The sequence below is a fragment of the Streptomyces sp. NPDC086077 genome, assembly GCF_040686175.1.
Taxonomy (GTDB): Bacteria; Actinomycetota; Actinomycetes; order Streptomycetales; family Streptomycetaceae; genus Streptomyces.
Window position 1 is genome coordinate 105,293 of the sequence record NZ_JBFBJT010000003.1, and the last position, 18,478, is coordinate 123,770.

Annotated in this window: 21 protein-coding genes and 1 pseudogene; 7 read left to right on the plus strand and 15 right to left on the minus strand. The window is 68.9% G+C overall.

Translation table 11 applies throughout. The features are described 5' to 3' along the window. Positions 1-196 precede the first annotated feature (196 nt). Both AB0O67_RS01620 and AB0O67_RS01625 read left to right on the plus strand, forming a co-directional pair. Positions 197-1,594 carry an aldehyde dehydrogenase family protein gene (locus tag AB0O67_RS01620; RefSeq protein WP_365444329.1) on the plus strand — a complete coding sequence of 466 codons (1,398 nt, stop codon included), beginning with the start codon at positions 197-199 and terminating at the stop codon, positions 1,592-1,594. A 320-nt stretch (positions 1,595-1,914) separates the two neighbouring features. Beyond that, the gene (locus tag AB0O67_RS01625) at positions 1,915-2,994 is read left to right on the plus strand and encodes a PP2C family protein-serine/threonine phosphatase (protein ID WP_365444332.1); all 1,080 of its coding nucleotides are present in this window, start codon (positions 1,915-1,917) and stop codon (positions 2,992-2,994) included. A 1,814-nt stretch (positions 2,995-4,808) separates the two neighbouring features. Here AB0O67_RS01625 and AB0O67_RS01630 read toward each other — a convergent pair. Both AB0O67_RS01630 and AB0O67_RS01635 read right to left on the minus strand, forming a co-directional pair. After that, the gene (locus AB0O67_RS01630; RefSeq protein WP_055711351.1) at positions 4,809-5,012 is read right to left on the minus strand and encodes a cold-shock protein; all 204 of its coding nucleotides are present in this window, start codon (positions 5,010-5,012) and stop codon (positions 4,809-4,811) included. A gap of 316 nt (positions 5,013-5,328) precedes the next feature. Next, on the minus strand, positions 5,329-5,619 hold the full coding sequence (locus tag AB0O67_RS01635) for a PEP-utilizing enzyme (RefSeq protein WP_365444334.1): 291 nt from the start codon (positions 5,617-5,619) through the stop codon (positions 5,329-5,331). A 135-nt stretch (positions 5,620-5,754) separates the two neighbouring features. Here AB0O67_RS01635 and AB0O67_RS01640 point away from each other — a divergent pair, with 135 nt between their 5' ends. Next, the gene (locus AB0O67_RS01640; RefSeq protein ID WP_365444337.1) at positions 5,755-6,180 is read left to right on the plus strand and encodes an SRPBCC domain-containing protein; all 426 of its coding nucleotides are present in this window, start codon (positions 5,755-5,757) and stop codon (positions 6,178-6,180) included. 356 nt (positions 6,181-6,536) lie between these two features. Further along, positions 6,537-7,010, plus strand: a complete 474-nt coding sequence (locus AB0O67_RS01645) for a VOC family protein (RefSeq protein ID WP_365444340.1) — start codon at positions 6,537-6,539, stop codon at positions 7,008-7,010. 38 nt (positions 7,011-7,048) lie between these two features. Here the strand turns inward: AB0O67_RS01645 and AB0O67_RS01650 are convergent, their stop codons facing one another. The 10 genes from AB0O67_RS01650 to AB0O67_RS01695 form a co-directional block, all read right to left on the minus strand. Next, positions 7,049-7,282: a hypothetical protein gene (locus AB0O67_RS01650; RefSeq protein WP_365444343.1), complete on the minus strand. Its 234-nt coding sequence runs from the start codon at positions 7,280-7,282 to the stop codon at positions 7,049-7,051. A 963-nt stretch (positions 7,283-8,245) separates the two neighbouring features. After that, positions 8,246-8,593, minus strand: a complete 348-nt coding sequence (locus AB0O67_RS01655; protein ID WP_365444346.1) for a hypothetical protein — start codon at positions 8,591-8,593, stop codon at positions 8,246-8,248. A 610-nt stretch (positions 8,594-9,203) separates the two neighbouring features. Beyond that, positions 9,204-10,214: an SRPBCC family protein gene (locus tag AB0O67_RS01660; RefSeq protein ID WP_365444349.1), complete on the minus strand. Its 1,011-nt coding sequence runs from the start codon at positions 10,212-10,214 to the stop codon at positions 9,204-9,206. A 4-nt stretch (positions 10,215-10,218) separates the two neighbouring features. Beyond that, a complete protein-coding gene (locus tag AB0O67_RS01665; protein WP_365444352.1) occupies positions 10,219-10,977 on the minus strand; it encodes a histone protein in 759 nt (252 codons plus the stop codon). A gap of 797 nt (positions 10,978-11,774) precedes the next feature. Next, positions 11,775-11,930: a DUF6131 family protein gene (locus AB0O67_RS01670; protein WP_365444355.1), complete on the minus strand. Its 156-nt coding sequence runs from the start codon at positions 11,928-11,930 to the stop codon at positions 11,775-11,777. Positions 11,931-11,978: 48 nt separating this feature from the next. After that, entirely contained in the window at positions 11,979-12,572 is a 594-nt protein-coding gene (locus tag AB0O67_RS01675; RefSeq protein WP_365444358.1) for an alkaline shock response membrane anchor protein AmaP, read from the minus strand. A 43-nt stretch (positions 12,573-12,615) separates the two neighbouring features. Then, positions 12,616-13,113, minus strand: a complete 498-nt coding sequence (locus AB0O67_RS01680; RefSeq protein ID WP_365444361.1) for a DUF6286 domain-containing protein — start codon at positions 13,111-13,113, stop codon at positions 12,616-12,618. Between the two features lie 289 nt (positions 13,114-13,402). Then, on the minus strand, positions 13,403-13,816 hold the full coding sequence (locus AB0O67_RS01685) for an Asp23/Gls24 family envelope stress response protein (protein WP_365444364.1): 414 nt from the start codon (positions 13,814-13,816) through the stop codon (positions 13,403-13,405). Next, a complete protein-coding gene (locus AB0O67_RS01690; RefSeq protein WP_365444367.1) occupies positions 13,813-13,980 on the minus strand; it encodes a hypothetical protein in 168 nt (55 codons plus the stop codon). The genes AB0O67_RS01685 and AB0O67_RS01690 overlap by 4 nt, the downstream gene beginning before the upstream one ends. A gap of 72 nt (positions 13,981-14,052) precedes the next feature. Next, positions 14,053-14,532, minus strand: a complete 480-nt coding sequence (locus AB0O67_RS01695; RefSeq protein WP_365444400.1) for an Asp23/Gls24 family envelope stress response protein — start codon at positions 14,530-14,532, stop codon at positions 14,053-14,055. 153 nt (positions 14,533-14,685) lie between these two features. On the opposite strand from AB0O67_RS01695, the gene AB0O67_RS01700 reads away from it, so the two are divergent. The 3 genes from AB0O67_RS01700 to AB0O67_RS01710 all read left to right on the plus strand — a co-directional run bounded on the left by AB0O67_RS01700 (position 14,686) and on the right by AB0O67_RS01710 (position 16,300). Beyond that, a complete protein-coding gene (locus tag AB0O67_RS01700) occupies positions 14,686-15,261 on the plus strand; it encodes a sigma-70 family RNA polymerase sigma factor (protein WP_365444370.1) in 576 nt (191 codons plus the stop codon). Positions 15,262-15,329: 68 nt separating this feature from the next. After that, positions 15,330-15,926, plus strand: coding sequence for a hypothetical protein (locus tag AB0O67_RS01705; protein WP_365444373.1), 597 nt, complete (start codon positions 15,330-15,332; stop codon positions 15,924-15,926). Further along, positions 15,920-16,300 carry a hypothetical protein gene (locus AB0O67_RS01710; protein ID WP_365444376.1) on the plus strand — a complete coding sequence of 127 codons (381 nt, stop codon included), beginning with the start codon at positions 15,920-15,922 and terminating at the stop codon, positions 16,298-16,300. The genes AB0O67_RS01705 and AB0O67_RS01710 overlap by 7 nt, the downstream gene beginning before the upstream one ends. A gap of 626 nt (positions 16,301-16,926) precedes the next feature. Here the strand turns inward: AB0O67_RS01710 and AB0O67_RS01715 are convergent. From AB0O67_RS01715 to AB0O67_RS01725, 3 genes and pseudogenes are all read right to left on the minus strand, one after another. Further along, entirely contained in the window at positions 16,927-17,322 is a 396-nt protein-coding gene (locus AB0O67_RS01715) for a VOC family protein (protein WP_365444379.1), read from the minus strand. A 351-nt stretch (positions 17,323-17,673) separates the two neighbouring features. Continuing rightward, positions 17,674-17,859 (minus strand): hypothetical protein, encoded by a 186-nt coding sequence (locus AB0O67_RS01720; protein WP_365444382.1) that lies wholly within the window; start codon positions 17,857-17,859, stop codon positions 17,674-17,676. Positions 17,860-18,027: 168 nt separating this feature from the next. After that, positions 18,028-18,371 (minus strand): annotated as a pseudogene (locus tag AB0O67_RS01725) (MerR family transcriptional regulator). Positions 18,372-18,478: the final 107 nt, after the last annotated feature.

An 18,478-nucleotide genomic window follows, 5' to 3' on the forward strand; every position in this document is an offset into this window, starting at 1 on the left:
GTTCTTCGCGGCGCAGTCCCGGGTACGCGTCGGCGCCGCCCGTCTTCCGGCAGGCCCAGGTGCTCGATGTCGACCGCGCCCCGCTGGGCGCGCAGGAAGTCCCCGAGCGCGTTGTCGGTGCGGTGCGGGTGATGGGCGGAAGTCATGCCTCCATTGTCGGCGCCCCCTTCGGCACGTGCCTGGTACGGCCAGTCCCATGGACGCTCTGTCCCTGGTCGGCCCAGCTGGGAGGGCCGAGTGTGGGGTTGTCCTCGGCGGCCGGTACGCACCGTATTGGAGCCGCCATTCTGCGCGATTGTCCGAGGGAATACTTGATGATCATTTACGATCGGCTCTTCATCGGCGGCCAGTGGGCCCCCGCGTCAGCGGGGGCGTGATCGAGGTCCGCTCATCACACGATGGGTCCCTGGTCGGCCACGCCGCCGAAGCCACGACGGCGGACGTCGACCGGGCCGTTGCCGCTGCCCGAACCGCCTTCGACGAGGGGCCGTGGCCGCGCATGCGCCCCGAGGAGCGGCAGGTGATCGTGGCCCGCTTCGACGAACTGCACCTGGCCAGGGCCGCCGAGATCGCCGAACTGATCACGGCCGAGAACGGCTCCCCCCACTGGTTCACCTCGATGCTGCAGACCGCCGTGTCCGTGCAGACCCAGGGCTTTCTGCGGGGCGCCCGCGAGCTGGCCTGGGAGGAGCGTCGGCCGGCCGCCGGCAGCGGGCACACCGTCGTCCGCCACGAGCCGGTTGGTGTGGTGGCCGCGGTGATCCCGTGGAACGCCCCCCACCAGTCGGCGCTGGCGAAGCTGATCCCCGCGCTGCTCGCCGGCTGCACGGTGGTGCTGAAGCCGTCCCCGGAGACCGCCCTGGACGGCCTGCTGCTGGGGGAGCTCTTCGCAGAGGCGGGCTTCCCGGACGGGGTGCTCAGCATCGTGCCAGGCGGCCGCGAGATCGGCGCCCACCTGGTCGCCCACCCCGACATCGACAAGATCGCCTTCACCGGCTCCACAGGGGCGGGCCGCGCCATCGCGGGCGTCGCGGCGGAGACCTTCAAGCGGGTCACGCTGGAACTGGGCGGCAAGTCTGCCGCGATCGTCCTGGAGGACGCCGACCTCGACGCGGTCGTCTCGGGGAATCGAGTCCCCTCGTACATCGAACTCGGTATCCAGGAGGGCGCGCGACTGGTCGCCGGAGGCCCGGAGATACCGGAAGGCCTGGAGACCGGCCACTACGTACGGCCCACGGTCTTCGCCGACGTCGACAACTCCACGCGAATCGCCCGCGAGGAGATCTTCGGCCCGGTGCTGGTCGTCATCCCCTTCGATGACGAGGACGATGCGGTGCGAATCGCCAACGACTCGCCCTACGGGCTCAGCGGCGCAGTATGGACTGCGGACCTCGAACACAGGCTCGAGATCGCCCGCCACATCCGCACCGGCACTCTCCAGGTCAACGGCGCAGCCACTGACCTGGCGGCCCCCTTCGAAGACCGCCGTGTCGGTCAGGTCGGTAGTACAGCTCGCCCTGGCCGTGTGGGGGAGGCCCCGTGCGCGAAGCTGGGGCTGCCCCTTGGGTCCTGGGCCCTGCAATGCACACCATGAGAAGTCCAGTTCTCCGAGATCAGCCATTACCCCCCTTCTGGCTGCCCACCGGACCGCTTCACCCGACACTGAGGTACATAATCGATGAAACTGCCACAGAACGTACACTCGAAAGATGTCTCAAGCGCTTCCGAAACCATCCAGAACCGCGCCGGGATGCGCGCGGCAGTTCTCCTGAAGTGAAGCGGCCAGCTTCTGATCCGCATCGCCCCCGCGGCACAGCGTCGCGCCGGGGTCCGGGGACGAGTTTGTGGGGTTCGTGGCAGTCTTTCACCGTCCACGGCCGGGGCCCGCTCGTCGTCACGCTCAGCATGCTCGCCGTGATTCTCGCCGTTGGCTTCATGCTGCCGAAGTCGGAGCACCTCGGCTCGCTGATGGTCGTCGTCCCGGCCACGACCGCCGCTCTCGCCGGCAGCCGGATGACGGCACTGTCCGCTGTCCTTTCCTGTCTCGGCGCACTCGCGCTCGACACCTACGACAACCTGCTCGACACCTCCATCTTCGCCGTCCACCTGCTGGCGATCGCCCTCGTGTCGGCGTTCGTGATCACGTTCGGCCGGTACAAAGAACGGAACATACGCGAGCTGACCGAGGTCCGCACGGTGTCCGAGACGGTCCAGCGCATCCTGCTCAGGCCCCTGCCGCCACGCGTCGGCGACCTGCGCATCGCGGCCGTCTACCACGCGTCGCACCCGCACGCGCTGGTCGGCGGCGACCTCTACGCGGCGGCGCGGACCGAGGGAGCCCTGCGGGTCGTCATCGGGGACGTCAAGGGCAAGGGCCTCCCCGCCGTGGACGACGCGGCCGCGCTGCTCGCCGCGTTCCGCGGGGCGCCCCACAAGGCACTCACACTTCCGCAACTCGTGGCCCATCTAGAGGTAGGCATGCGGGCCCACTTCGAGGACGCGGAGCTCAGGGAGGGAGACGTGTCGGAGCGGTTCCTGACCCTGCTGATATTGGAGATCCCCGACAGCTCAGCGGAAGTTCACATGATCAACTGCGGCCATCCCCCTCTGTATCTGGTCTCGCGGGCCGGTGCTCGCGCGGTGCCGCCCGGCATCCCCTCGCCGCCCATCGGCCTCAACAGCGTCCACGCCCGGGACTACGCCGTAGACACCTTCATGCTCGACCAGCACAGCACCATCCTCCTCTACACCGACGGGGCGATGGAGGCCCGGGACACCGCCGGCCGCTTCTACGACCTCCACGGCAGGATCGTCTCCTGGCGCCACGCCGGGCCCGGCGACCTCATCCGGCATGTCCTGGACGGCCTCGCCGAGCACGTCGGCGGTGAGATGCGCCTCGACGACGACATCGCCCTCGTGGCCATCTCGTACAGCCCAAAGGACGGCAAAGCCCGCCTGCGTCGCCCGGCCGAGCGGGCGCAGCTACGGGGTTAGCGCCTGTGATGTCACTCAGAGTTACGTCGCACGCGGCGATACCGATCGCCCCAGGTGACGACCGGGGCGAATGATCACTGTTCTGACGTCTCCCGCGCTTGAGCGCGGGATTTCTGGTTCAGCTCGTTCTTCAACGTCCAGCCTCGAAATGCGCCTTCGACCAACTTGAGACTCAACCCGCAGGAGCCTTCGGGGCGTGACTCGCATACTGGTCCCGATGAGTTCGATCTCCGCGCACCACCGGTTCCGGGACCCTCGCAGCACGAAGTACGACTTTCTGGCGTCGGTTCTCGTGCGCTGTCCTGGCTGCGAGAAGGTCGCGCATGTCGGTACAGCACCAAACCCGCCCCCCGGTTGCACGACCAGGGCCTCTTCGCGCCAAGGCGTCCCGCTTGCCGGAGCTGCGAAACGGCGAAGGAATGGGGCCGCGGCGGTGTGGCCTTGCACCGCGACCGACACGCGCCGGCCATGGGTCCGTACTTCGATGTCCGTCTCTGGCTGCAGACCGAGACCCGGCACGGGTGGCCATGGGCATACAACCTGGCACACCTGGACCTGATCAGACGATTCTTGCGGGCTCCGCTGCGTGAAGGGATTCCCGGGGTAGGTGGGCCACCACGGTCGTCCTCCGGCTGTGGTCGTGCCACCGCTCGAGCGGAGTGGGCCGAACCGGGCCCACGAGGACCCGGTCCAGGTACGCGCCTTCTCCGCGCAAGCGGAGGTGAGCCGTTGTCGATCACGTCGCTGAAGGACACAACCGCGCCTGCAAGGGCGCCACATTCATGGACGTCTGGATGGGCCCCTCTTCCATGGCAAGCGCAAGCCGGGTGGCAAGAGCAGCGGCAGCCGTGCTGACCTGATTCACGCCACCCTCTTGAAAAGAGTGACTTATAGGTAAAAATAGACCCATACGTCTGAGGAATGCGACCGCCGAGGAGTTACACGCCGCATGACCCAGGGACCCCGCTTCCCTCACATCCCTCCACCCCCTCACCCCGATCTGTCAGAGGCACTGAACTGCGATCACTGCCTCGGGTGGGGAACCGTTGTCACATCCGACGGCCGCCATGAATTGTGTGGAGCCTGCCAGCAAGAAGTATCCGCCCAGCCCCAAACCGGCAACGAACGCTCATAGCCCTCGCCCCACCGCGCTGACTGCCGCCTCACCAGCTCCGTCCTCCGGCAAATGGCACTTCTGGCCGCCGAACGGCCGTGCTCGCCTTGCCACCGCGGCCGGCGGTTCGGCTGACGTCCCGGAGCAGAGCTGGTACATCGTCGCGGGCCCGGGTGGCCAGGTGCAGTCGCATCGGACGGTCCCGGGCGGGATGCCGCGGCAGGCCAGACCCTCAACGACGGCCTTCGGTCGCATTCTGCAGCACCCCTGGCTCAACTCCAGAAGGGCCGCCGGCCAGCCCACCTCTACGCTGATCGGTCACCGCCGGGCACCGAGGACATCGGACAGGCCCATGAGGCCGGCCTCACCGCAGCCACCGTCCATGTACGCGTCGACAACCGGCGCCGCGGCAACGCACAGCTGTCAGGTGCCGACGACGTCGTGCAGGGGCGTGCGGCTGTAGGTGTGGCGGGGGTCCTTCAGGCCTTGTCCTCGTCCCGCTGGAAAGCCGGCACCCACGTTGCGGCGCGGCGGTCGTGCGGCCGGTCCCGGCGGGGCGGAGCGCCGCTCTGGCCTGGGCCCGCGCCGCTGCCCTACCCCGGGGAGGCTCGTTATCGTGGTTGACGCTCGGTGCCCGGGCAGGCGACGGCCACGGGCAGGCAGAGCCATGCGGCTGCCTGGCTCTGCCTGCTGCGTCCGGTCAGCCTCGGACGATGTTCTGGGCCTGCGGGCCCTTCTGTCCCTGGCCGATGTCGAAGGTGACGTGTTCGCCCTCGGTCAGCTCGCGGTATCCGCTGCCCTTGATCTCGGAGTAGTGCGCGAAGACGTCCGGGCCTCCGCCGTCCTGCTCGATGAAGCCGAAGCCCTTTTCGGCGTTGAACCACTTCACGGTGCCACTTGCCATACCGGTCGATCCTTCGTCCGTGCCCAGGAACAGCCCTCATCCAGGCATGTTCCGGCTCCCTGCAATCGCACGAGCCAACAGTCGTTCTACCCGAAATACGCCGCTCACCTCACTGGGGACACAGTGTTCACGCATCACGAGCTCGCCAGGCATCGTCGCTTCCGCTTCCCGGTGGCAGACGACGCCGGTCCGGCTGCCCGGCCCGTGCGATCACATGGCCGTTGGGCCGACCACGGCTGCGGTGGGCTACCTACTGCCTTCGACGGGCCGCGAGACCCGCATCCATGGGGAGTCACAGGCGCTCCGCGCTTACGCGTCAGGTCGCCGTTGTGTTGCCCGGTGACAGGTGCTCGATGGTGATCGTTCCCGTGGAGCCGTCAACCGTGATCAGCTGCCCGGTCCGGATGCGTTCGGTGGCGTCCGGGACGCAGATCACGGCGGGGATGCCGTACTCCCGTGCCACGGTAGATCCGTGCGCCATCACTGCGCCGGTCTCGGTGACGAGCCCGGCCGCGGTGAGGAACAGCGGTGTCCAGCCCGGGTTGGTCGTCGGCGCTACGAGGATTTCGCCCGGCTCGATCAACGCGTCGCCCGGGTCGCGGATCATGCGAAAGCTGGAACACCAACTCACTCACATCCAGTGTGATCCCCCATCGAGATGCCGATGAGTTCCCGTCTCCTAGTTGGTCAACCCTTCAACAACAGGGTCAACTTGGGCCACTGACACGCGAGAGGTTCTGAGATGAGCGAGAACACCACCACCGGTTTCCCCTACACCGTCTCACGCACCATGGCCGCCCCGGTCGCCCGCGCCTGGGCGGCGTACACGACGGCTGCGGAGTGGCCGGCCTGGTTCGGCGCGGCCGAGGGCAGCGTCGAAATAGATGTACGAGCGGGGGGCGCCTGGAAGGCCACACTGCTTGGCCCGGAAGGCGAGCGTTACCCGCTCACGGGCAACTTCCTGGAGGTCGAGGAAGGCCGTCGGCTCGTCCTCACGATGGATGTGCCCCACGCCCCTGCCGACGTCATGGCGATCACGTTCGAGGAGCACGGGGACGGCGCGAAGGTCACCATCGACCAGACCAACGCGACCACGGAGGCACGCGAACAGGCCCGGCAGGGCAGCACGATGATCCTCGCCGGCCTGGCCGCCCACGTTGAGGCCTGACCGGGGTCAGGGCACCGACTCTCACCACCTCGCGAGAACCCGAGCCCAAGACCCAACCCGCTGACAGCTCCCAGCCCTCGGCCCCGCCGCCCTCGCGGGTGCCGGGGCCGACGGGATCGCGCCCATGCTGCCGTCACTTCTCGGGCTCTGGCGCGCTTCCCGTGGAGGGCTGGCTGACCGTCGGTCAGCGCAGGTCCGTGACGGGTCGACCGGGCGACCGGCTCGCCGGTGGTGACCGAGGCCGCCGAAGGGATGGGCGCGGGTGAGCAGCCGCCGCCATTCGCTGCGCCGCGGTTTGAGCGGCGGGCGGACACGGTAAGGACAGCTCCACCTCCCCCACACCCAAGGACGTCCCCGTGGATCTGAAGCTCGAAGTCCTCGTGCTGCCCGTCTCCGACACGGACCGGGCAAAGGCCTTCTACGACAAGCTGGGCTTCCGCCTGGACCTCGACACGGGTGCCGGCGGCGACTTCCGGTGTGTGCACTTCACCCCGCCCGGCTCCGGCTGCTCGATCATGTTCGGCGAGGGCATGACCGCCGCCGAGCCCGGTTCAGTGCAGGGCCTGTACCTCATCGTCTCCGACATCAACGCGGCCCGCGCCGAGCTCGCCGACCGGGGCGTCGGCATCAGCGACGTCTTCCACGACGCGAACGGTGTGCTGTTCCACGGCCATGAGGGCGGAGACGTCACCCACTCCCTGCCGGGTCAGGAGCGGCTGGCGGGCCGCCACCCGGAGGCCAACACCTACTCCTCCTACGCTTCCTTCGCCGACCCGGACGGCAACGGATGGGTGTTGCAGGAGATCACGGAGCGGTTCCCCGGCCGCTGAGGACAGACCACCGGCAAGGAGCCACACGCCGAGGCCGCTCAACCCGCCGGGCCCGGCATCGCACCTTCAGCGAACTTGATGCGGGTCGAGACGTTCATGTTGACGACGTCGGCGGCGATCTCGAGCATTTCCTCCGGGCTGAAGTGCGCAGCGAGCGCGTCGTGGTAGAGCTGGAGCACCGCGTGACGGTCGGTGTCGGCGACGCGGGTAAGTGCCTCGGCGTAGCGGAGCGCCGCCTCCTCGGCCTCGCGGTGCAGCTGGGTCTCCACCACGCGGCCAGGGCGTCGATCCGGGTCGCGTGGCGGGAGATGCCCCGCTCACGCGCCGCCTCGTAGTGCAGGTTGAGCCAGTAGGTGCAGGCGTTGAGCTGCGAGAGCCGCAGGCGCAGCGGCTGGGTGAGGCCGCGGTCGCTACACAGCTTCGCTGCGTATCCACACGCATCGGCGCCCATCCGAGCCATGCCTATCAGCGCCTCGTTTTCACTCCGGTCGAGTCGGCGGTCCGCGATCTGCGCATCATCAGCCATATCGGTGTCTGCACCCCCAGTGGCCGACGTCTGGTCTGGACGGGCTCATGGACAGGCAGCGCGAACCCCTGGAGGTGATCGGCGACAAGCTCCATCAGCTGGCGGCCACTGGAGCTGTAGTGGGCAATGGGAGCTGCTGAGGCTGGCTGGTAGCCGGTGCACCAGCCCGCAACGCCTTCCGAGTTGCTGCGAGTGTCGGTTGGCGGAGACCGGTCTGGCTGGGGTAGACGTCGAGGAATGAGCACACCCGGCAGTGGTCAGGTTCCGTCAACCACAAAAGGACGGCCCAGACGACGACATCGCTCTCGTCGTCGTTCAACTCTGAACCCGCGCCCTGGCATCCCCAACGTCGCCTCACCACAGGAAGCATTTGGTCACACCACGAGTGCCTACAGGCTTGCAGCCAGCCGCTCGATGTCGGTGTGAACTCCATTGAAGGCCCGGAGCGCGGGGGCCACCGCGATACCGCACAACTCCTGCCCGTCGGTGCCGGCTCCTCTTCCGGACTCCCGCGTGACGTCTCGGGGCCCGCGTGCGCTCTCCGGTAGTCATTTCCGTCATCGTGGGCACGGTCAGGGGCGACGCAATCCGAACAAGCTGCCGCGGCGGCGTGTACGTTCATCTTCTGCCGGTGATGGCACCGTAGGTCTCCGGCACACCCTCGTCTGCGACCGCACCGCCCAAGCTTCGGCTGAAGCGGACTGCACCATTAGAGGCGGAGCAGGCGTTGAGTGATCTCCCGGTACTGCCGCAGCGCGAGGTGGAGCTCGGCGGACTGTGTCTCGGGATCGTGGTCCTGCCAGGCCGCGCGGAGGGTACGTCGCTGTTCGGCGAGGGCCTCCATGAGCTGGGCGGTTGTCTCGTCGAAGGCGCCTTCGGCTTCCTCCAGGGACTCACGCGGAGTGTCGGGGAACGTGTTGACGGCCCGTCCGAGACGACGGACGATCTTGTCGCGCTCGTCCGACGGGAACAGCGGTACCGGGCCGGGAGCGCGGCGCCCCGCGACGCCGCGGGGCTGGTCCGCAGGCTGTTGAGCGCGTGTCTGGTCGTACATCATCAAGTGCCGTTTCCTGTGCGTCGTGTCCAATTTCCTGAGCGGCATGGCCCTGAGCCGTGTTGCCAGTCAAAGTCCCGTGTCGGCTCGTGTCAATGCGATGCCCGTCCCAAGCGACAACCCGTGATCCCGGCCGCGCCATCGGCATCAAGGCCGAGAAACCACGTATGCCGCTCAGTCCGGCTCATCCACGGCGGTCACACCGTCGGACATCGTCCCGCCGTCAAAGCTACGACGGCTCATCCTCTGCACGAACACAGGTCTCGGCGTCACGCGCGGCCTCACCCACAGCGGCTACGGCGCCGAGCGCGGTCTGCTCGACCCGTCGGTCGCCGTCATCCAGCAGCTGCGACATCTGAGATTCGCCGGCTGGACCACTGCGGCGGAGCTCTTCGCGGACCGCTGTCTACTGGCCACATATCGCCACAGGGATGCTTTTCCTTCCGCGAGTTGGTGGCCCTCACCATGAAGGCAGGAGATCGTGACGCCGCGATCGACCATCTGAGGACAGCGTCCTGATGCCCGTGAGTTGCCGAGGGCGAGTGACCGCCCTGAACGCCAGGATCGCCCAGCCCACTCGCGCTGCCGACGCCGTCGCGACGCGGGCCGACGATCACCGGCTCTCCCTTCTGCCTTCCTCTTCTCTGTTCTCTTCATCTTCGTCTTCGTCTTCGTCTTCGTCTTCGTCGTATTCGTCCTCCTCTTCTTCGTCTTCGGGGTATTCGTCATCTGCGTCTTCCTCGTCGGCGTATTCGTCGTCGGCGGAAGTGTCGTCTTCCTCTTTGCCGGCGGCCTCTTCCTCCTCGATGGCTTCCTCGTGGGTACGGACCACTTCACCATCGCGGATTTCGCCACGCCAGCCTTCCGGTTCCTCGTCGGTCAGGGTGACGTAGCGCTGGAAGTGCTTGAAGTCCAGTCGCAGGCGCCGCCCCTGGGCGCGCCAGATATTGCCGGTCTTCTCGAAGAATCCGGAAGGGTAGTACTCGACCACCAGGACGATGCGCGTCAGTGTGGGTGTCAGTTCGTGGAAGCTGACGCAACCCCGCGTGGTGCCCTTGGCCCCCTCCGAGGTCCACACGATGCGTTCGTCCGGGATCTGCTCCTGGACCGTGGCCTTCCAGCCGCGGGTGGATGGCCCGACCTTGACCTTCCAATCGCTCTCGGCATCCTCCTTGCCCTTCGAGGCGCTGCGGACGCCCTTGGTGAAGCTGCTGAACTTGTCGTACTGGGTCCAGTGGTCGTATGCGTCGCGTAGCGGTATGCCGACGTCCAGCACTTCGATGATGTTCATGACCTTTGTGGTGCCGGACCCGCGGCCCTTGCCACCTCCGCCGCCGAACGCCCCCTTGACCTTGTCGACGACGTTGTCCTTCATGCTCTTCGCCTTCTCGCCGATCAGGGCCTTGAACGGTGAATCACCCTGGAGTATCCGCATACCCGCCTTGGGCAGCACACCGCCGTTCTGCGCCACATCCGTGAGTCCGCGGGTGACGTCCCCCAACTTGTCGCCGGCCTTGCCAGCCAGGTGCTGCACCTGCGCGCCCGCGAACTCTTTGAGCGCGCCGCGCAGCTGGTCAGCTCCCGAGCCCTGCTCGCTTTTGGTGTCAGGTGCTGTGTCGGCCATGTCGCTACCTCCGCCGCCGTGGCGATTCCTTCTTTGCCGTCTTCTTCGCGGCGGTCTTCTTCGACGGAACCGTGGACTTGGCCGCCGGTGTCTCCTTCGCGGGAGCCGCCTTCTTCGCCGTCGCCTTCTTCGCGGGAGCCGCCTTCTTCGCGGGAGCCGCCTTCTTCACAGGCTCCCTACGACCTGCGGCCTTCTCGGGACGACGCTCACGACCGCGCCGGGCGCCCGCACCCTCGCCCTCGTCCGGCTTCCGGGCTGAACGGCGACGCCGTGGCGCTGGCTTTTCCGGCTCTTCCTCTTCCCCCTCCGGCTCCTCCTCAGGTTCTTCTTCCTCTTCCTCCTCCTCTTCGAAGTCGTCCTCGGCTTCGGCTCCCTCGTCTTCGGGCTCCTCGTACTCGTCCTCCCCCTCTTCCTCGATCTCGTCCTCCTCCTCCGGTTCCTCCTTGCGCATACCGCCTATGCGTTGGGTGCGCTGGGTCAAGTTGTCGGCGAGACCGGCGAGTTGGCGGTCGGCCACCGCGCTCAGCGCTTTGCGCCCTGCTGGGAGGGCCTCGCCGAGGAGCTGGTCGTTGAGGTCAGCGAACTGGGGCACCTCGCGCAACCTCTTGACCCCCTCCGTCAGCAGCTGTTGCGGTTCCAACCCGAACCGACGGCCGGCCAGGTAGGTCGCCATCCCGAACGCGACGCGTCCCTTCTTGGTCCGGCCCAGGACGTACCCGCCGACAACCGCGGCGGCAAGAGCGATCTTGGGTACATCAGCCATCAGATTTCCCTTCAAAGGGCTGCCGAGCAGACGCCGCTCCGGCTGGCCAGTGACGCCCGCGCAAGGGCCCCGCACCCCGCAGGCGAATGATTCGAATGGAGCAGCAACCGGTGGCCGCGCTAATCCCTTCGCCTCTTCCCAGTCTGTGCGGTGATTCCAGCAGCCGCATGTGGAGAACAGGGCGCCACGGGATGCTGCTGGCTCGCCTGGCTCCACTGGCACGGAAGAGCGGCTGGACACCGGCCGAACTGGCCGTCATGCGGGCCCGGGCGCTCCGACCGCTACGCGGGATCGAGTGGGACGCCGAAGAGGCTCTCAGTGACGCGCGCGACTACATGATCGGACCAGTTGCGCGGAGTGCTGCAGGCGCGTCGGCTCCTTGTTCCACAACGACCGCACGCCCGGCGCTCGGTACGCCCCCGACCTGCCGGCCGACCGGCACATCCACGCCGTCCCACGCCCCTGCCCGGCCCTCTGCGTCCTCACCCTCGCCCTGCTCTCCGCAGTGCGCTGGGCGATCGCTAGCTGGGTGCAAACAGGGTGACCGCCCTGTTGGGGGCGGGACTTGTCTGCACTCAGTTCCATCACGTCATGGCGACCCACTCGCTCCCGGCACGGAGTCGACCGCGGTCAGGTCGCGCTTTACGCCGCCCTCATCCGCCCCTCGAACGCCTCAGCCGGGCGCACGACGTGCGCCGGACGGCTCCGGCACGCGTCGCCGTCCGCCGGAACTGCCCCCGGTCACCCACACGCGGCGCCGACGTCGGATCAGGGGCCCGCGGTCCGTATGTGCTCGTTCACCAGTAGTGACGTCGCCCGGCGACGGCGTGACCCACCGACCCGAGGACCCACAGGATGGCTCCGATGACCAGCAGGACGATCCCGATGGTCCACAGGATGGATATCCCGGTGAGGAAGCCGACGACGAGCAGAATGATGCCGAGGATGATCATGATCTCTCCCTTGCGACAAGGAGGGCACGGGGACGGTTGGGTTCCTCCTCACTCCGCGCGGTGCGGTTGGTGGCGGGCGACCTGTAGGCGGACTTCAGTGGGGGTGTGCGGGGAGCCGGTGCAGCGACGGGCGGTTCGGAGCGGGCCTTGGCAGAGGGCGTCGAGGACGGCGCCGGGTGGCGCCTGAGGGGTGAGAGTGAGTCTGACGTAGGTGTAGGGATGGGCGGGCCGGCCAGTGATCCGTACGGCTGTCCGCTCGACGCCGGGCAGGGCACCGGCTTCTGCGGTGATCGCGTCGCTGAGCGCGCGGTCGCGCAGTTCGACGCCCTCCAGTGGGGGTGTGCCGCCGACGGGCAGCGACCCGGGGCGGTGTCGGTGGAGTTGGCTGAGCAGCCACCACAGGGCGAACAGGGCGGCGAGGGCCAGAGCGGTGATGACCGCGGGCCACCACCACCAGCCCTGGCTGCTCCAGCGGGCCCGGTCGGCGGAGCCGAGCAGGACGTCGTCCGGGGTGGTCAGGGGCCAGCCAACGGGCGGGACCAGATCGTGTCGGCGGTAGACGTCGAGCCCGGCGAAGAGGATCAGCAGACCGCCGCCGAGCAGTACGAGCCCGGCGAGGGCCAGCAGACTGCGGTTGAGCACGGGTCGCGGCCTCATTGCGGGCTCCGGTGGTGGGGGTTTCCGGTCAGTCGGTGCGTCGCCGCGCGCGTACGACGATGCGGGGAGGGCGGGCGAGGGCGAGCCGGTCGCGCTCGTCGTCCAAGGCAGTGGTGAGATCGTCCTTGACCTGTCGGGGGTCGCGGAAGCGGACGTCAGCGCGGGCTTTGACGCGGTGGCGCCGCACCCGGACGCGCGCCTTGCCGACTCCGGGTACCCGCATGGCGGCGTCGCGCAACAGGTCTGCGGCGCCGTCGCGGTCCAGGGAGGCCCGCAGCCCTGACGCGGGGGAGCGCAGGGGCAGCCAGTGGCGCAGACCAGGGGTGAGGGCCAGGACGATCAGCCAGACGCCGGCGGCGACGGCGACGGCCGCTCCCGTGAGTATCCACACGTCGTCCACGGGGCGTGCGGCCAGTTCGTCGGCCAGCCTCCGGCGCCAGGCTGCCGCAGGGCGTCCCGCCCGTACGGCGACGACGTCGAACAGCGCGGCGCCCGCCGCGACGAGAAGCACGGAGGCGACCAGCACGGCGGGAAGGCGGCGGGCGGACCACGGGCGGTGGGTCTTGTGCCCTCTGCCGCGTCGGCCCGCTGCCAGGTCCGGCGAAGTGGTCGCCCCGTGTCCGGGCGGACCGGGCTCTACCGGCTCCCTCGGCTCCCCGGGAGCCTTCGCCAGCGGCAAGGTGGCATGGCGCGCCGAGGGCGCCGCGCCTTGGGTGGGAGGATCCGGGTCTGTGTTCATACCGGACCTCCTTCCTGCGCAGGTGCCAGCCGGCATCCCTGCGTGGTGTGTCGGCCGGCCGGGGCTTGGTGGTGGCTCACAGGACCCGTCTCCAGTTCGCCTCGGTGGCGGTGAGCAGGCGCCGGACGGTGAGAGTGACCTCTGCCACCTCCAGCCCGGTCAGGTGCGCCACGCGCTCGGCCACGTCGTGCCGTATCCGTTCGCAGACCTCGGGGATGTTGGTGGGGTAAGGCAGGTCCATGGCCAGATGCAGGCGCACCGATCCGGCACGGGCAGCCGCGGAGGCCGCGGGCGCCGAGGGTTCGCTCCGGTCGGGCGGTACGGCGGCGCGGCGCGACTGAGCCGTGCGTGCGGCCTGGGCGGCGATCCGGGCGACCACCTTCTCCGGGATGACGGTGGCGCCCCGTTCGGCCGGAGGCGGCAGACCGGCGGCCCGCACCGGTGAGCGCGCCCCGTCGTCAAAGGACGGCAGACCGGGCCTGGTCGTCATCGCTGCCTCCGGTTACGGAGGTCGAGGTCGCCCTGTACGGCAAGGCCGACAATCAGCCCGGCCGTGCCGAGGACCAGAACGAGCAGAAATGCCCAGAAGCCGCCGAAGTAGCCGGCGAAGCCCAAGGCCATGCCGGCCGCGAGGCCCGTCGTTGCTGCGTTCATCGTGCACTCACCCCTCTCGCCGACCTGCGTCGCCGTCCGTGTGGCCGGCTGTTCCACTGACGCGGCAGCCGATCACCTCACGCGGCCCTCGTCCGGTTCGGCGTCTTCGTCGTCGGGGAGGTGGACGTCGTTGACGGCGATGTTCACCTCGACCACCTCCAGCCCTGTCATCCGCTCCACGGCGCTGATCACATTGGTGCGTACGCCGCCGGCGACGTCGACGATGGAGACGCCGTACTCCACGACGATTTCCAGGTCCACCGCGGCCTGGCGCTCGCCGACCTCGACCTTCACGCCGCGCGTTACGCCTGCGCCCGCGCCGGGGACGCGATCCCGCACGGCGCCGAGGGCACGGGCCATCCCGGCTCCCAGGCTGTAGACGCCTTGTACTTCACGCGCGGCCATGCCCGCGATCTTGGCCACCACGCCGTCCGCGATGGTGGTCCTCCCCCGTGTCTCGGCCGGAGTTCCGGGTCCGGTACGGCCTTTCAGCGCGCTCACGGCCGTGTCGGGCCGGCCGCCCCCGCCGACGCTGGTGATGTTGTCCGTCATGGCGGTCGCCTCGATCGGTCGGTGGAGCACCCGCGTGGTGCCCGTCGAGAGATTGGACATACCGGACGGCATATTCCTCACAGCCGTCGAATGTGACATGCATCACAGATCCATCTCCGGGGTACACACATGTCCGAGCCTTGCGGGGGCGTCATGATCGAGTGTCTGGGTTCCCCATGGTCGGGAGACGACCTGCCGGACGGCGTGCTGGCCGTGCGCGCGTCCGAGGGCGACGAGGACGCCTTCGCCGTTCTCGTCCAGCGGCACAGCCGGTCCCTGCTGGCCCTGGCCCGTTGCATGCTGGGCAACCCCCAGGACGCCGAGGAAGCCGTCCAGGACGCCTTCGTCAGTGCCTGGAGGCGGCTACCGGAATACCGTCATGGTGCGGAGTTCCGAACCTGGATATACCGCATCACCGTCAACCGTTGCCTGACCATGCGCCGGCGCCGACCGCAACCCCTCTCCCTGGACACCGTCGCCGAACCCGCGACGGGCGACGCGTGGAGCCAGCCCTCCCGGTCCGCCGAGCAGGACGCGGCCACCGCCGCCCTGTCCCGCGCGCTCGCAGAACTGGACGCCGACCAGCGGATCTGCTGGATCCTGAGGGAAGTGCAGGGCCTCCCCTACAAGGAGATAGCCCACGTGATGCGGACCAGCGAGCCGACGGTGCGCGGCAGACTGTACAGGGCACGCCGATCCCTGCAGGAGGCGATGAACCCATGGCGCTAGACGACCCGCACACGCGGCCTTCCGCACCGCCCCCAGTCGACGTGCCCTCCACCGGTCCAGCCGCCGACGTGGCCTTGTTCGCTGGTGACGAGGTGCTGCCCTGCGGTCGGCTGCTCAGCCGGACCTGGGAACAGGCGCAGGACGCGACACCGGCCACGGACACGCACGCGGTGTCCTGCCCCTACTGCCGCGAGGCCGTCGAGGGACTGGCCACGGTGAACACGGCCACCCGCGCGCTGCGCGCCGAGGACCCTCCCGGTCTGCACGCCCTCGCCGAGCGCGTCATGGACGCCGTCAGGGCCGAGGCCCGGCTCGGGCGACTGGTGCCACTGGCCGACCTGGACCGGGACCTGCGGATCACCGAAAGCGCTGCGGCGAAGACACTGCGCCGGGCGGCGGACGCGGTACCCGGCTCGAGGGCCGCGACCTGCCGGCTCGTACCCGAGGGCGACGGCACCGACGTGCGCGTGACCATGACTCTGGCCGCCGCACTCGACCACCCGCTGCCCGACCGGGTCCTGCAGGTGCGCCGCTCGGTACTCCACTCGGCCGGACAGGATCTGGGGCTCGCGGTGACGGCCGTCGACATCACCGTGGTGGACGTACTGGACCCAGGGCCGCCCCGCACCGGCCCCGGCCTCGCGACCGGAGGTGGTACATGGTGACCCGCATCCGCGTGGCCACGCTCCGTGGGGTCGCGGCCGAGGCGGCCCTCGCAGTGCCCGGCGTAGCGGGCCTGCAGCCCCGCCTCGCCCACCGCCTCGCAGCGGCCGCCGCCTCCATCGGCCCGGCCACCCCGCCTCCCCCCATCCCGCCCGAGGCGAGCGTCCGCGCCGACCCGGATCCGGAGGGTTCGGGATGGCACATCGAAGTGCGCTGCGTCCTGACCGAGGGCCCGCGGGCGCTGGACATCGCCCGGACCGTCCACGACCGGGTGGCGGCGGCCGTCATCGCCCACCTCGCCGCCCTCGGTATCGCGGAGCGGGTCACCGTCGCGGTGAAAGTGACTCGCATAGACGCCTGGCACGTCTCGGCATGAGGCGGTGCGGGAAACGAAACGGCCCCGGCTAAACGGCCCCGGCTGAGCCGGGAACCCAACCCTGCCCCGTCATGAGGCTTCGCGCCCGCAGGTCGGAGCAGCCCACCGACCGCACCGCCGCAGCGGCAGCAACGCCAACCCGGCCGGCGTGGCCGCACCCGCGCGCCGTCCAGTGGGCGCTGTGCGCGACGGGACGCCGTACTGGGCATTTCCGTACGGAGTCCTCGCCCTGCAAGCCGGCGCCAACGGCTCCCAGGGCCTGGGACCTTGATGACCGCGGAGCCCAGGCCGAACCACATCATCCCCAGGGACGGCCGAGCCCGCAGAACTGACGGCCCCGTGCCAGTGGGAGGGCACCGCACGGATGGTGCGTCAGGGGGGAACGCTTAAGGGGAAGGCGCGTCCACGGATCGCGCAGGGAGAGCAGGCGCCATCCGCAAAGGACGCTCGCAGGGCGAGTTCTGGGCATGCCGAGTCCGTTTCAGGGGATCCCGATGTCAGGCATGGCCCCCTCGAAGGCAAGGCCCTTGCAAGCGAGCGAAGTCGGCCGCACTGGCCAGTAGGGCCGCAACAGTCGGACAGGATGCTGTCCCACTGCAGAGCAGAGATCACTTACGGGGCAGCCCTTAGTTCTGCGGCGCCAGGGTGCGCAGGACGTCGAACTCGTTTCCCTCGGGGTCTGCCATGACTACCCAGTTTCGGTCTGAGCCCTGGCCCACCTCCGTCTTGGTGGCGCCAAGGCCGAGCAATCTCGTCACCTCGTCGTCGGTGCTGCCGTCGATCGGGCTGACGTCGAGGTGAAGCCGGTTCTTCGCTGTCTTGCCCTCGGGCACCTGGATGAACAGCAGGGTGGGCGGCATCTGGCGGGCCCGAACGTCCTCAACGGTCGGCACCCAGGAGCCGATCTCGACCTTGCCGTCGCTCCGGTCGATCACCTTGAAGTCCAGGACCTCGCACCAGAAGGCCGCGAGCCTCTCCGAATCGTGGCAGTCGACAACCAACTCGGTGAACCTGCTTGTCATGTCTCTCCCCGATGGTGCGAACGGAGCTCAGCATATTGGCTCGTTGCCGCCCGTCCGACAGACCGGACCTGACCAGACACCCCAGACAGGACTTGACCCGGCATCGCCCGTCCGAATAGCCCTTATCAGGAGTGGAGTTGTGCCCCGACGCCTGGATGGTCACCACGTGCGTCGACCGCTTGGAGAGGCCGTGTGGAGCGCGGCAGCGGCCGCAGCCTGGCCACCGGGATCCAGCGCCAACTCCTGCCTCGCCCCCCTCTTTCGAGGCAGCAGAGTTCACGCACGATGTACGCCAGCGCGTCTGCGACCTCCTCGGCCTGCTCCAGCACGCCGATCGTGTCTCCTCGGTTGTTATCGGCGTGACCACCCGCTGCCGTCTCCGTCCGGCACCTGCGCCAGCTTCTCGTCGGACTGGGCGACCAACTCGGTCACATCATCGTTGCTGATCAGTAGCCCTTGGGGCTTGTACCAGGTGGCCGACAGTCCGATCACTACATCGGCGGCGGCCATTGCGGCCACCGTGGCCTTGACCGGCAACGGCCCCTCCGACAGGCCCCGCGCAGTCCAGCGGCGCGAGCGTGGGGTGCTGCATCCGCAGCAGCTAAGCGTTCGCTAACTCCAGGCTCTGCCGACCTTGGGGTGGAGTGGGCGACGGCTTGAAAGGGCCTCATCCGCGGGTGGTCGGCGTTCAGCCGGCGCCCGGCATCAGGCTGAGGTCTTCGGCTGCGACTCGCCGCCTTGTGTGCGCAGTTGCTGTTGAGGCGCTGGGCTTCTTCGAGTTGGTCTTCGAGGATGACGATGCGGCAGGCGGCCTCGATGGGGGTGCCCTGGTCGACGAGTTCGCGAGCACGGGCGGCGATGCGCAGTTGGTAGCGGGAGTAGCGGCGGTGGCCGCCTTCGGAGCGCAGAGGGGTGATCAAGCGGTGCTCGCCGAGGGCACGGAGGAAGGCAGGTTTGGTGCCGAGCATCTCGGCTGCCCGGCCCATGGTGTAAGCGGGGTAGTCGTCGTCATCGAGAGGGGTGACGGGGCGGGAACTGGCAGGGGGCATAGACCTCTTCTTTCGTGGACACGTCGAGGGGCCCGGCGCGTCCCGGGCCCAGGCGTGGTGGCGATAGGCCTCCATGAGCTCGGAGATGACGGCGCGGGCCTTGTCCA

What these genes read in the sequence shown, in the direction of transcription:
- AB0O67_RS01690 (WP_365444367.1), bottom strand. Translation starts at nt 13,980, where the DNA reads ATGAACGCAGCAACGACGGGCCTCGCGGCCGGCATGGCCTTGGGCTTC.
- AB0O67_RS01660 (WP_365444349.1), bottom strand. Translation starts at nt 10,214, where the DNA reads ATGGCCGACACAGCACCTGACACCAAAAGCGAGCAGGGCTCGGGAGCT.
- AB0O67_RS01700 (WP_365444370.1), top strand. Translation starts at nt 14,686, where the DNA reads ATGATCGAGTGTCTGGGTTCCCCATGGTCGGGAGACGACCTGCCGGAC.
- AB0O67_RS01710 (WP_365444376.1), top strand. Translation starts at nt 15,920, where the DNA reads ATGGTGACCCGCATCCGCGTGGCCACGCTCCGTGGGGTCGCGGCCGAG.
- AB0O67_RS01640 (WP_365444337.1), top strand. Translation starts at nt 5,755, where the DNA reads ATGAGCGAGAACACCACCACCGGTTTCCCCTACACCGTCTCACGCACC.
- AB0O67_RS01685 (WP_365444364.1), bottom strand. Translation starts at nt 13,816, where the DNA reads ATGACGACCAGGCCCGGTCTGCCGTCCTTTGACGACGGGGCGCGCTCA.
- AB0O67_RS01655 (WP_365444346.1), bottom strand. Translation starts at nt 8,593, where the DNA reads ATGATGTACGACCAGACACGCGCTCAACAGCCTGCGGACCAGCCCCGC.
- AB0O67_RS01695 (WP_365444400.1), bottom strand. Translation starts at nt 14,532, where the DNA reads ATGACGGACAACATCACCAGCGTCGGCGGGGGCGGCCGGCCCGACACG.
- AB0O67_RS01670 (WP_365444355.1), bottom strand. Translation starts at nt 11,930, where the DNA reads ATGATCATCCTCGGCATCATTCTGCTCGTCGTCGGCTTCCTCACCGGG.
- AB0O67_RS01630 (WP_055711351.1), bottom strand. Translation starts at nt 5,012, where the DNA reads ATGGCAAGTGGCACCGTGAAGTGGTTCAACGCCGAAAAGGGCTTCGGC.
- AB0O67_RS01715 (WP_365444379.1), bottom strand. Translation starts at nt 17,322, where the DNA reads ATGACAAGCAGGTTCACCGAGTTGGTTGTCGACTGCCACGATTCGGAG.
- AB0O67_RS01665 (WP_365444352.1), bottom strand. Translation starts at nt 10,977, where the DNA reads ATGGCTGATGTACCCAAGATCGCTCTTGCCGCCGCGGTTGTCGGCGGG.
- AB0O67_RS01620 (WP_365444329.1), top strand. Translation starts at nt 197, where the DNA reads ATGGACGCTCTGTCCCTGGTCGGCCCAGCTGGGAGGGCCGAGTGTGGG.
- AB0O67_RS01635 (WP_365444334.1), bottom strand. Translation starts at nt 5,619, where the DNA reads ATGATCCGCGACCCGGGCGACGCGTTGATCGAGCCGGGCGAAATCCTC.